We start from the raw sequence: 12379 nt of genomic DNA on the forward strand, positions 1-12379 counted from the left end.
TCAACCCTTAGGATCCTGCCTAGCTGAATAATTCATTTAAGGCTTCACTCATACTGGGATGTGTAAAGATAAAATCCCGGAGGAAAGCAGCCTGCTGCCCCGATTTCATAGCTAAGGCAACAATATTTATAATTTCACTGGCTTCCGGGCCAAATAAGGTACATCCTATTATTTTACCCGTCTGTTTATCAATAACGGCCTTGAATACCCCCTCTGTCTGTCCTAAAGTATGAGCCCGGGGTATAGCTGCCACAGCCAATTTATTTACCTTCACATCCAGTTGCTGTTTTAAAGCTTCCTCTTCATTCATACCTATACGGGCCAAAGGAGGATCTATAAAGACGGAATAACTGACAGGCTCCCGGTCTTTCACATTCCGTCCTTTCTCCCCAAACAAATCTTCCCGGATAATCCGGTAGTCGTCCTGGGATATATAAGTAAACTGCAATCCTCCTTTTACATCCCCTATCGCCCGGATATGGGGATTAGTCGTTTTTAAATATTCATCTACCCGTATGGCTCCCCTCTCATCCACTTCAACTCCAGCCTTATCCAAATTCAACCCGGCAGTGTTCGGACGCCTGCCCGTAGCCAGTAATACAGCCTCCGCTTCTATTTCTACAGTTCGTTTATACAGACTATCCTCATACGATACTTTTACTCCATGCTCCATTTGCCTCACAGCAGTTACTTTTGCATTCATCCGGAAAGAAATTCCCTTTTTTTCCAATACTTCCTTCACTCGGGCAGCAATATCCCGGTCCTCCCTGGGGATGAGTTCCGAATATCCTTCCAATACAATTACTTCTGAACCGAAGGAAGCGTACATTGAAGCAAATTCCAATCCGATATATCCCCCTCCCACAATCACCATCCGCCGGGGAAGATCCTGTAGTTCCATTAAGGAAGTACTGGTATATATATAGGGATTTCCCTGAATGCCGTCTATGGGAGGAATAATGGTTTCTGCACCTGTATTGATAAAAATATAATCCGATTGCAGTAAAATATTCTCCTTGTCCAGCCGTACCTGTACAGTATCTGCTGCAACAAAAGAACCCTCTCCCGTATAGACAGTCACATTTTCTGAATCCGCCAGGTTTTTATAATTCTTTTCCCTCAGAAAAGAGGTCACCTCTTCTTTCCGCGAAACAGCCTGACGGTAAAATTCCCGCTTTTCCTCAAAAGACAAATCTTCCCGCTTTGCTACCTGTTGCGCCTCATGTACCAATGTCTTGGTCGGAATACATCCGATATTAATACAAGTTCCTCCATACATCTTATCGGAACGCTCTATCATCGCCACTTTCCAATTTCTTTTTGCCAGGTCGGCTGCCAGAATTTTTCCACCTTTGCCAAATCCTATTATAATTGCATCAACTCGTTTCATATTTTTAATTTTTAAAGTCTGTACTCTACTCCTTTTTGATCCTGCGGAAGGATATACACTGCATTATTTTTTCAAAATCCGTTGTGCCGATTCAGAAAGGACGACAATTGCTCCGGCCAGAATAGCCGTATCCTTAATAACCAGTCGTCCGGCACCACTTAGCAAAGGAAAGCCGTGTTCCCCGCTTCCTAAATCAGGCACCCATACTTCCGGGGTTGTTACCAGAAAAGAGAGGGTTCCTAAGGTCATGACAATGGCCAGTAAAGCGCCAATCAATCCTACTTTCGGAAAAAACATCCCTAAAAATACAAGAATTCCGATACTCATAATGAGAATCCCTAACCCTTTTGAAAAACCATAAGTATTATTTCCCCTATGCCATTCCTGTTTGACTTCATCTTTTTCTCCTTCTTTCAACTTATAATCTTTATACTCAGGAGCGGCATTCGTGTAAAAAAAACTCATAAAAGGGCTATTGGCAACAAAAGGAACAATTCCTTCGGCTTCATAATTCCAAAATTTCAGGCCTCCTATCCAAACAAAAATAATCAAAATAGCTATACGGATCAGATTAATTCCGAGTTTCCGGGCTGAAGCTGCAACATTCAAAAATTGATCAAATAAAGTGTTTAATCGGGTCATCATTTTATTTCGTTTTAACAGTTAAACTTACGCTACAAAGATCGAAGCTTTCTAAACGAAAATAAATGGCTATTTTTCCGGATAAGTTGTCAATTCTTCCCGTTTTCCCGTTTTCTGTACTCCGAAATACTTTCTCCCGTCATGTTCTTAAAAAAGCGACTGAAAGCGGAAAGGTCTTCAAATCCCAATATATCAGCAATTTCTTTAGCATTTTTTGATGAATACAGCAATAAACGCTTCGCTTCAGCTTCCAAGCGTTCATGAATTATCCGCAGCGGAGAAGGCAATTGATAAGCAGAGAAAAGATTCGTAAGCGTTTTCGGAGACCGGTGCAACATATCTGCATATTCCTGTACCATTTTCTTTTCCCGGAAATGATTATCCACTAATACATAAAATTGACGAATAATATCGAAACTCTTTTCTTTTTCATTGCTGATCAAAAATTTTTCCCGGGCTATGCGGGTACAGGTAATAATAAAACGTTTCAACAGAATACGCAGCATCTCTTCCTGCAAATTATCTTTAATATGGTATTCCCCGGCAAATTTATCCGTGATCTCATGCAGTACGGCCGACTGCTGAGCGGACAACTGAAGGCGCATGACATTGGAAGTGCCATTAAACAGAAAACCGTTACAGGATACTTCATTATCATGCCCGTAAATACAATAAAAATTGCTATTAAACAGGAGAGCCAGATAATCTCCTTCGATTTTCCGGAGGACAATATGATGTATAGGCGTCAGGGGCAGTATCTCGTCTTCATTCAATACAATTTGGATATGGTCCACTTCCAAAGTTAACTTCCCTTTTTGCACCCAGATAAATTTATACAGGGTTTTATCCCTCTGAAGGACTATATTACGATGAAAAGAGGGAGTAAGTATAATACTCCCTTTTAAACGGGTCCTAAAATAGTATTCCATAAAAAAGGATTTAAATTTTTGTAAATATAAACATTATTAAATCCGGAATCCCTTTTTGTATCCCTTTTCTATTTTTTCAGTAGTTTCTCTTCTATAAGCTTCTTCAATTCTCCTTTGGATAAGACACCGGTAGTAATTACAGGTTCCCGGCCCGGCGCACACCATAACAAAGCAGGAATACTCTGAATATGAAAATCGGAAGCCAAAGCCTTTTCTTTATCGACATCTACTTTAAAAACGTGTATTTTTCCTTCATATTCCTTTGCCATCTCTTTCAATAGAGGAGAAAGCATACGGCACGGACCACACCAGCTAGCATAAAAGTCGACTATACAAGGTTTATCGCCTTCAAACTTCCATTCTTCCGGATTAACTTCATAATTGTAAACTTGTTTCAGGAATTCCGCCTTTGTTAATTCCTTCACTTCCCCCTGCTTTTGGTTCTCTTCCCCCGAAGCATAAACGTTGAGCACCGGTAACACCATTACACTTAATACCATCATTTTCAATAATTTCATGTCTATTTGTATTTAAATTGTATTAAAATAAGTTCATTTTAAACTTTTTCCGCTTGTTTCATTTTTCGGCTATACGGACGTTTTGTAGCCCGTCCCTGTCCTTTATCCCTCTTTCTCAAACGGATTGTCTTACCAGATCTTCTAACAAAACCTGCATTTTAGCGATTACCGGATGATGTTGCAAACCGTATTGCCGGGCTAATTTTTCCATTTGCAGAAAACCGGCCCATACTTTTCCGTCTTTATCTTCCCAAACAGCAATTTTCAAAGGTAATTCCAAAGCAATAAGCTGATTCTCCTGCATTAATGCGGTACCTACCATAGGAGATCCGAATACAAGGACCTGGGTTGGCCGCAAATCTAAACCGGCTTTACGGGCATTTTCGCCATGATCAAACAAAGCGAAAACAGGAATGTCCCTTGCTTTTAAATACTGTTTCAGCCGGCTGACGGTTTTTTCCACCTCAAACCGGCTTGCCATAACGAAAAATTCATCGCTCCGGTTCACAGTATCCGCTGCGAAAGCCAAATTATCCTTCCTGTCTGCAGAAGAATTATTTTCCAATTTCTCCATAATTACCTCCTTTTCCTGTGCAATTAAGCTGCCCGTTAAAAATAAAAACGGTAAGACAAAATAATATAACTTCATTTTTTTCTATTTTACTTGAATAGTACAAATTTCGTTTCTTTTAAGGAGAAAAGAAATGACAATTTTACCGGATAAGTTGTCAATTTTTCCCTTTTTTATTTTTTCCTTCCCGATTGAAGTAAAAAAATTATCTTTGTCCCCCGATCAAAACAATTCAACTATTCCGGTTTCCCTATGCCTGAGCTAAAAAACACCAAACAACCCGCTGATCCGTATAAAGAAAAAAGGTATATCTATACTTTACTGATGATTTTCGTCATGGTAGCTATCGCAGAAGGAACGGGCGAAAAAGAAATTATTTTTCCGGAAATGGCTGCTCTCTCAACAGGTATGTGGATTGTGGACAAACGGGTATGGCAAATCAGTAAACTTCAATTTGTTCCCCTGATGACGCTCGGAGCCATTTTCGGAATCTGTCTGGTGCGTTATTCGCCTTTTCCCATGCCGGTAAATCTTCCCCTGGCTTTTACTTTTGCCGCTTTTTGTCTGATTTTTTCCAGGACAACTTTGATACCGCTGATCTCAGCCTGTATGTTACCGGTCTTGCTACAAACCGAAAGCTGGATCTATCCGCTGGCTGTTTGTCTGCTGTCTGTTATAATTGTCGGCGGACAGTTCTTTATGGAGAAAAAAGGGCTTCGCCAAAAGCTTGTGTATGCACCTGTTGCCCGGAGAGGAAAGCAGGAAATAAAGCTGTGGGGAAAGATTGGTGGAAGCCTATTCCTTTTCCTAGCCCTCCCCCTCTACAGTTCCACTCTGTACGTCATCGCTCCTCCCCTAATCGTTACCTACGTAGAATTTGCAAATTCAAAGGCCGGTTTCCGGAACCGGCCGGTTCAGATCTTCCTGACGCTGGGAGCAGCGGCCCTTTGGGGAACAGCGTTACAAGGACTCTTACATTATTATTGGGGAATACCGGAATGTCTGGTGGCTCTTTTGATCTTTGCCGGCCTGTTCAGTTTATTTATATATACAAACAAATTATTTGCTCCGGCCTGTGCTATCGCTTTGCTCCCCCTGATTATCCCTAAAAGTGATCTTTGGATATTTCCTTTACAAGTCTGTATCGGATCGGTCTTTTTCATTACAACAGCCATGTTGCTTTTTCTAAAATGCTATAAATGGCCGAAATCTCATCTGATTGTATGTTTGGTACCGGATTTTCTGAGGAATACTTCCGGCAGACATCAAAAGCAAAACAAATAAATCAGTCTTTGATTTGAATTTTACAATCTTCCAGACTCTCAATGATAACCAGCGACTCCACCTTTATCCCTTTTTCCCGCAATATTCTGCCTCCGGGTTGAAAAGATTTCTCTATAATAAACCCCATTCCTACCAATTCAGCTCCCGCCTGTATGACTAAATCCATACACCCTTTCGCTGCATTTCCATTAGCCAGGAAATCGTCAATAAACAGAACCCGGTCCCCCGGATTTAAAAAATCATGACTGATACAAACGGTATATTCCCGGTCTTTTGTAAAAGAGCGTACAACCGTTGACAGCATATTTTCCATCGTTTTCGGCTGTTTTTTCTTGGCAAAAACAACGGGCAACTCCAACAGATATCCCACCATGATAGCCGGCGCAATTCCACTGGCTTCTATCGTCATCACTTTATTGAAGTCCTGTCCGGCAAACCGTTTCACAAACTCTACGGCAACCGACTTCATAAGGATGGGATCCATTTGGTGATTGATAAAACTATCCACTTTCAATATCCCTCCCGGAAAACATTTTCCATCCTGAAGAATCCGTTTTTTTAGCAATTCCATATCGATTTCTGCACTTTTACCCTTTCTTTGTTTACGCTGCTTCCTCTCTGTCAGATCACTTTAATTCAAACCGAACCAATACGGAAGATTTTAAAGGAATTTTTTCAAAATCAATGAGAGGGGCCCCCGTATCTGTCACAGCACCCGTTCCTCTCACCCGTATATTCGAACTCATTGCATTCTGACGAATAAAATAGGAACTTTCCGATTCTCCGATATATAGGGCACGTCCGGCCTGCTGCCCGACGGCCTCTGCAAAAGCTGCAGCCTTTGCTTTTGCAATTTTAACAGCCTGGATTTTCACCTCTTGCCGGTATTGATCCAACCGTGAATGATCCACCCGGCTAACTGAAATATTTGAAATACCAGCAGCTTCTAAAGCCGGTAGCAACTGTCCCATTTTATCTGCTCCGTGCAAACAAAGCTGGTATTCTTTTTCCGTTTGGATAGCAGTCCTCTTCAAAAAATAGGACTTAAAATTACTGGATACATCTTTTATCAAGAGATCTTTACGGCTATCTATTCCCAACTCCTGCAGTATCGCAACCATCGCTTTCTCCTGCTGTTCCACGGTCCTCTTCCCTTTATCTTTTTCACTGATCACAATACTCAGATAAATCTGATCCGGTACAATTTCCATTTCTGCCGTCCCCGTTACTTCTATATAATTCTGATCGATGAAATTCTTTTCCCCCGTTTGTGCCACAGCCATAAAACTCCCGAAAAGCAAACTACAAACAATACACAACGTTTTCATATTTTATCCCATTTTATTCCTAAAAAACAAACGAAGTCTGCCGGCCTTTTACTGTTTTCCTACTCTTCTTTTACAAAGTCCCTTATGTTCCCGTAAGATGTAATCATTTTGAACGCCGGCTTATTCTTCTCTCCCCCTGAGTACTTCATTATCCACACAAATCCCTTCTCACCTCAAGTTTTTATCATACGCTTTACGCACCTCTTTATCGTACCGAATCTCCCCGCAATAATTAAATCCCAAAGTTGTTAATAGCCTGAGCATATATAAATTATCGAAATTCGTATCCACTCTGAAACTGTAAATTTCCTTCCGGCAACTCAATTTTTCCACCTCCTGCATAAACCGGGTAGCTAAACCGCATTTCACCCTCTTAACAGAAACAGCCAAACGGTGTACAGCCACATAAGGATCCTCTGTATGCCACTTCCCCTGAATCAAACGGTATGCCGGTTCCCCGTCAAAAATTACTGCACCGTAAGCCACAACCCGGTTCCCCTCACACAATACATACCCGTAACCCGATTGAATATCCCTGTCAATATCTTCGGAAGCAGGATAGCCGTTCTGCCATTGCCGGCTATTCCTCAAACGCATTTGTTCTTTAGCATCCAGGATAATTTGCCCTATTTCTTCCGTATCTGTTTCGATCGCTTTCCGGAAAATAATTTTCTCTTGCATCTCCCAACGACTAACTAAACTTACACTTAACCGGAACAGCAATATTTCCTGCCTCTAAGGCATTCCACTCCCGTACCCTTCCAAATGAAATCCCTCAAAAATATCTGCCCGAATTCCGTTTTATTTCATCTGTTCTTCTACCCATTTCCGGGCATTTACAAAAGCCATAATCCAGGGACTCACTTCATCTGCTTCCCTTCCTTCCGCATAATAAGCCCAGTTCCAGGGGAAAATAGTCCGTTCCGTATGAGGCATAATCGCCAAATGCCGTCCGTCTTTACTGCAGATAGCTGCTGCCGCATAAGGTGAACCATTGGGATTGGCCGGGTAAACATCATAACTGTATTTAAGCGGAATAGCATATTCACTTTCAGCATACGGAAGACAGAATTTTCCCTCCCCGTGAGCAATCCACACGCCCAGGCGGGCTCCCGCCAATGATTTCAACATCACTGAATTGTTCGGCTGTATTGTCACATTTACAAACCCGGACTCAAATTTATGCGAATCGTTGTGAAGCATTTTAGGCTTATCTGCCTGTTCCGGATAAATCAGTCCCAATTCGACCATCAGCTGACAACCATTACATATACCAACACTTAAAGTATCTTCCCGTTTGTAGAAATTTTCCAGAGCCTGCCGGGCCTTTTCATTGTATTTGAAAGCTCCGGCCCATCCTTTGGCAGACCCCAATACATCCGAATTAGAGAACCCCCCGACAAAAGCAATCATATTCACATCTTCCAAAGTCTCCCGTCCGGCAACCAAATCAGTCATATGCACATCCTTTACATCAAATCCGGCCAAATGCAAAGCCCAGGCCGTTTCCCGCTCACATTGGCAACCTTTCTCCCGTATAATCGCCGCTTTCGCCCGGGAAGGTTTCGTCCGGTGTAACTCCAGCCCTAAATCAGCCAGTTTACCGGTAAACTCTTTCGGGAACTTAAACTTCAGTTCACTGTGTTTATAACTTTTATAACGTTCCAAAGCTTTTTCTTCCCCACTTTGCCGGCGATCCAGCAAATAAGAAGTCTTATACCAGAGATCCCGCAAAGAAGGAATATCCAGCGACCACTGAGCGGTATCTTTTTTGAGGTTTAATTTTCCTGCTTTTCCCGGTTTACCGATAAACCCGTAAGCTATACCCGCCTGATCCAAGAGGGAAGCTACCTGTTTTGCCTTTTCGTCCCGGATCTGAATCAATACCCCGGGATTTTCAGCAAACAAAAGTTTAACGATATCTTTTTCAGCCAAAAACGACAAATCGATATCCAGTCCCAGCTGATTACCGGCAAAACACATTTCCAGTAAAGCCGTAATCATACCTCCTGCAGAAATATCATGACCCGCCAAAACCAGACGACGCTCCACCAACTCCTGCAGAACAGTAAAAGCCTTTACAAAATAACTGCTATCTTTCACGTCGGGAGTTTCTTTTCCTACTTTATTCAACGTTTGTGCAAAACTGGACCCTCCCAATTTCAATTTGTCAAAAGAGAAATCTATATAGAGTATTTCTGTAGCCGGATCGGCTTTCAATACAGGCGTTACGATTTGACGCACATCTTTTACTTCTCCTACTGTAGAAATAATAACTGTCCCGGGAGCATACACCTTTTTATCTCCGTATTTTTGAGTCATCGACAAGGAATCTTTTCCCGTAGGGATATTCACGCCTAACTCTATTGCAAAATCACTGGCGGCCTGCACAGCCTGATATAAACGGGCATCCTCTCCCGGATTCCGGCAAGGCCACATCCAGTTGGCCGAAAGGGAAACGCCTTTTAGTCCTTTTTCAACAGGGGCCCATACCAAATTTGTGAGCGCTTCGGCAATTGCCAGACGGGAACCGGCAGAAGCATCCGCCATGGCAGCAACCGGTGCATGTCCGATGGAAGTAGCAATCCCTTTATGTCCTTCATAATCCATCATCACTGCAGCAACGTCACTCAAAGGCAATTGTAAAGGTCCCACACATTGCTGACGGGCAATACGTCCGGAAACAGAACGGTCTGCTTTGTTCGTCAGCCAATCCTTTGAAGCGACAGCTTCTATCTGTAATACTTGTTCGATATATTCTTCCAGTTTATCCGCAGAATAGTCTAAGTCCGTATAATCCTCCTTTATGGTCTTGTCCTCCATAACCGTTTTGGGTGGATTTCCGAACATATCTTTTAATTCCAAATCGATTGGTTTTTCTCCCGTCCTGGCATTCTCAAAGGTAAACTTCATATCTCCGGTCGTCTCTCCGATAACGTACATAGGAGCCCGCTCCCGATCGGCAATTCTCTGCAAGGCAGCTACGTCTTTCTCCTTCATCACCAATCCCATGCGTTCCTGCGACTCATTTCCGACAATCTCTTTAGCCGACAAAGTGGGATCTCCTACCGGTAATTTTTCCATATGAATCTCCCCTCCTGTTTCCTCCACCAATTCCGATAAACAGTTTAAATGCCCGCCTGCCCCATGGTCGTGGATGGAAACAATGGGATTCACCTCACTTTCAGCCATAGCCCGGATGGCATTGTTTACCCGCTTTTGCATCTCCGGGTTTGAACGCTGTACGGCATTCAGCTCTATAGCGCCGGCATATACTCCGGTATCTACAGAAGAAACAGCTCCTCCTCCCATACCAATCCGGTAATTGTCTCCTCCTAATAATACGACTTTATCTCCTACTTCCGGCTTCTGTTTCATCGCCTGCTCCCGGTTGCCAAAGCCGACTCCCCCCGCCTGCATGATTACTTTATCATATCCGTACGTCCGGCCGTCCTCCTCGTGTTCAAACGTCAATAAGGAACCGCAAATCAGCGGCTGTCCGAATTTATTGCCGAAATCCGAAGCACCGTTCGATGCCTTAATCAGAATGTCTTGCGGCGTCTGATATAACCACTTCCGCGGATCAATATTTTCCTCCCACATCCGTCCGGCATCCAGACGCGGATAAGAAGTCATATATACTGCTGTTCCGGCCAATGGCAAAGCAGCCTGTCCCCCGGCAATACGGTCGCGTATTTCCCCGCCTGTACCCGTAGCTGCTCCGTTAAAAGGTTCTACCGTCGTCGGGAAATTATGCGTTTCTGCTTTCAGAGAAATGACCGTATCAATTTCCCTCATCTCATAAAAATCGGGTTTATCCTGCGTATGGGGTGCAAATTGCACGGTTTTTGGTCCTTCGATAAAAGCGCAGTTATCTTTGTAAGCAGAAACAATCCGGTTGGGATTTTCCTGCGATGTCTTTTTTATCAGTTTAAAAAGAGAACTCTCTTTCTCCTCCCCGTCCAGGATAAAAGTACCGTTAAAAATCTTATGGCGGCAATGTTCCGAATTGACCTGAGAAAAACCGAAAACTTCCGAATCTGTCAAGGAACGTCCCAGTTTTTGAGTCAAATTCTCAAGATAAGTAATCTCATCCTCATTTAGGGCCAACCCTTCCTGTCTATTATATTCCCTTATATTTTCAATATAAATAATGGGATCCGGTTTTTTATCAATGGTAAAAATATCCTGGTCCAGTCCTTTATAAAAAGCTTTCAGCATGGGATCAAAAGGCGTTTTCTCATTCTCCGCCTTTATAAACTCTTCAATACGTAAAATGCCGCTGATTCCCATATTCTGTGTGATCTCAACGGCATTTGTACTCCAGGGAGTAATCATCTCCCGCCGGGGACCGATAAAATACCCGCCCAAGGCGTCGTCCTGCACCCGTTTAGCACCACTGAACAACCATTCCAGCTTATTAATATCAAGAGGATTTTCGGACGTTTTATATTGTACGGCAAATACCGTTCCGCCCTGCTGATAGAAAACTATACTCATGCTTTATACCTATTTATTTCATGTATTTAAGTACGCAAAGATAATCATTTTACCCCTATCTTCTGCATAAAAGCCCAAAATTCGCGCCTTACGAACCGCACTTTGTCTCCCCTGTTTTTCATTTACACAAAAGGGCATTGCAGGCTGTATAAATGAGAAACATACTCTTTTCCCATCTCATTTCCTTTACAGCGAATGGAATAAAACTCCTCCCCGGAAACCGGATATATTTTCTATCTCTAAATATGATTTTATAAATAACCGGTCAAAAAATAATTATACATTTGAAGTTTGTAATCGTCTTTCTGAAAAAGACTGGAAAACAGTAAAGTAAGTCAAGAAACTTATTCAGACCATTCAACTAAATGCTATGCTCGAAATCCCGGAATCTACAATTATCAGCCGTCAGGCAGACAGTATCCTGAGCGGAAGAAAAATAGTACAAGTGCTTCCTGCAAACAGTCCGCATAAATTTACCTGGTACAACGGAAATCCGGCTAATTATCCCTCTCTTTTGACAGGCCGGCGGATCGAAACGGTAAAAGGTTACGGAGCTTTTGTAGACCTGATTATGGACCGGGATACCCATTTATTAATCGGGACGGGACGATAATGAGGTATTATTCTCCAGAAGAAAACTGCCCGGGAAAATATCAACAATTAATCCTTCTGGACGACGGCAGCTTTTTGGTTTTTACAGTGGTTATGTACGGTGGTATTTATGCATTTCAGGGGGAATATGCTAATCCTTATTACCAGGGAAGTATTCACAAATTGAGCCCGCTGGACCAACGTTTTGACGAGGCATATTTCGAAGCTATGATCGGAAATACTAAAAAAACAATATCGGCTAAAGCTTTATTAGCTACGGAACAACGTATTCCGGGTTTGGGAAATGGAGTCCTTCAGGATATCCTCTTTCATGCCGGCATACATCCCAAACGTAAGATATTTACCCTCAACGGACTGGAAAAAGCAGATTTATTGTACAGTATAAAGGGGACTCTAAACCGTATGATTGAGTTGGGCGGACGGGATACGGAAAAGGATTTCTGGGGAAATTGGGGAGGATACCGGGTGTTATTATCCAAAAAAACGTTCAAAAAACCTTGTCCCCTTTGCGGACAGGAAATTATACGCGAAGCTTATTTAGGAGGTAGCGTCTATTATTGCCCCCAATGTCAGCCCCTTCCGATAGTAAACCCGTTTTAAATTAT

Annotated in this window: 10 protein-coding genes and 1 pseudogene; 2 read left to right on the forward strand and 9 right to left on the reverse strand. The window is 42.5% G+C overall.

Going from position 1 to position 12379, the window contains the following annotated elements:
- Nucleotides 1–19: 19 nt before the first annotated feature.
- The 5 genes from Q0465_RS04660 to Q0465_RS04680 form a co-directional block, all read right to left on the reverse strand.
- Nucleotides 20–1390, reverse strand: a complete 1371-nt coding sequence (locus tag Q0465_RS04660) for an FAD-dependent oxidoreductase (protein WP_298613486.1) — start codon at nt 1388–1390, stop codon at nt 20–22.
- A gap of 63 nt (nt 1391–1453) precedes the next feature.
- Nucleotides 1454–2035: a DUF417 family protein gene (locus Q0465_RS04665; protein WP_298613489.1), complete on the reverse strand. Its 582-nt coding sequence runs from the start codon at nt 2033–2035 to the stop codon at nt 1454–1456.
- Nucleotides 2036–2121: 86 nt separating this feature from the next.
- Nucleotides 2122–2961, reverse strand: coding sequence for a helix-turn-helix domain-containing protein (locus Q0465_RS04670; RefSeq protein ID WP_298613492.1), 840 nt, complete (start codon nt 2959–2961; stop codon nt 2122–2124).
- Nucleotides 2962–3029: 68 nt separating this feature from the next.
- Entirely contained in the window at nt 3030–3479 is a 450-nt protein-coding gene (trxA, locus tag Q0465_RS04675) for a thioredoxin (RefSeq protein ID WP_298613495.1), read from the reverse strand.
- A gap of 115 nt (nt 3480–3594) precedes the next feature.
- Nucleotides 3595–4053 carry a DUF302 domain-containing protein gene (locus tag Q0465_RS04680; RefSeq protein ID WP_298613498.1) on the reverse strand — a complete coding sequence of 153 codons (459 nt, stop codon included), beginning with the start codon at nt 4051–4053 and terminating at the stop codon, nt 3595–3597.
- A 249-nt stretch (nt 4054–4302) separates the two neighbouring features.
- On the opposite strand from Q0465_RS04680, the gene Q0465_RS04685 reads away from it, so the two are divergent.
- The gene (locus Q0465_RS04685) at nt 4303–5334 is read left to right on the forward strand and encodes an HPP family protein (RefSeq protein ID WP_298613501.1); all 1032 of its coding nucleotides are present in this window, start codon (nt 4303–4305) and stop codon (nt 5332–5334) included.
- 1 nt (nt 5335) lies between these two features.
- Here the strand turns inward: Q0465_RS04685 and xpt are convergent, their stop codons facing one another.
- The 4 genes from xpt to purL form a co-directional block, all read right to left on the reverse strand.
- Complete coding sequence (gene xpt / locus Q0465_RS04690; protein ID WP_298613504.1) at nt 5336–5905, reverse strand: xanthine phosphoribosyltransferase; 570 nt, start codon at nt 5903–5905, stop codon at nt 5336–5338.
- A gap of 55 nt (nt 5906–5960) precedes the next feature.
- Nucleotides 5961–6662, reverse strand: a complete 702-nt coding sequence (locus Q0465_RS04695) for an SIMPL domain-containing protein (protein ID WP_298613507.1) — start codon at nt 6660–6662, stop codon at nt 5961–5963.
- Nucleotides 6663–6830: 168 nt separating this feature from the next.
- A complete protein-coding gene (locus tag Q0465_RS04700; RefSeq protein WP_298613510.1) occupies nt 6831–7343 on the reverse strand; it encodes a GNAT family N-acetyltransferase in 513 nt (170 codons plus the stop codon).
- A 120-nt stretch (nt 7344–7463) separates the two neighbouring features.
- A complete protein-coding gene (purL, locus tag Q0465_RS04705; RefSeq protein ID WP_298613513.1) occupies nt 7464–11162 on the reverse strand; it encodes a phosphoribosylformylglycinamidine synthase in 3699 nt (1232 codons plus the stop codon).
- Nucleotides 11163–11532: 370 nt separating this feature from the next.
- On the opposite strand from purL, the pseudogene Q0465_RS04710 reads away from it, so the two are divergent.
- Nucleotides 11533–12374, forward strand: a pseudogene (locus Q0465_RS04710) (endonuclease VIII).
- Nucleotides 12375–12379 lie beyond the last annotated feature (5 nt).

It is taken from the genome of uncultured Odoribacter sp. (assembly GCF_937966165.1).
In the GTDB taxonomy this organism is placed as follows: domain Bacteria; phylum Bacteroidota; class Bacteroidia; order Bacteroidales; family Marinifilaceae; genus Culturomica.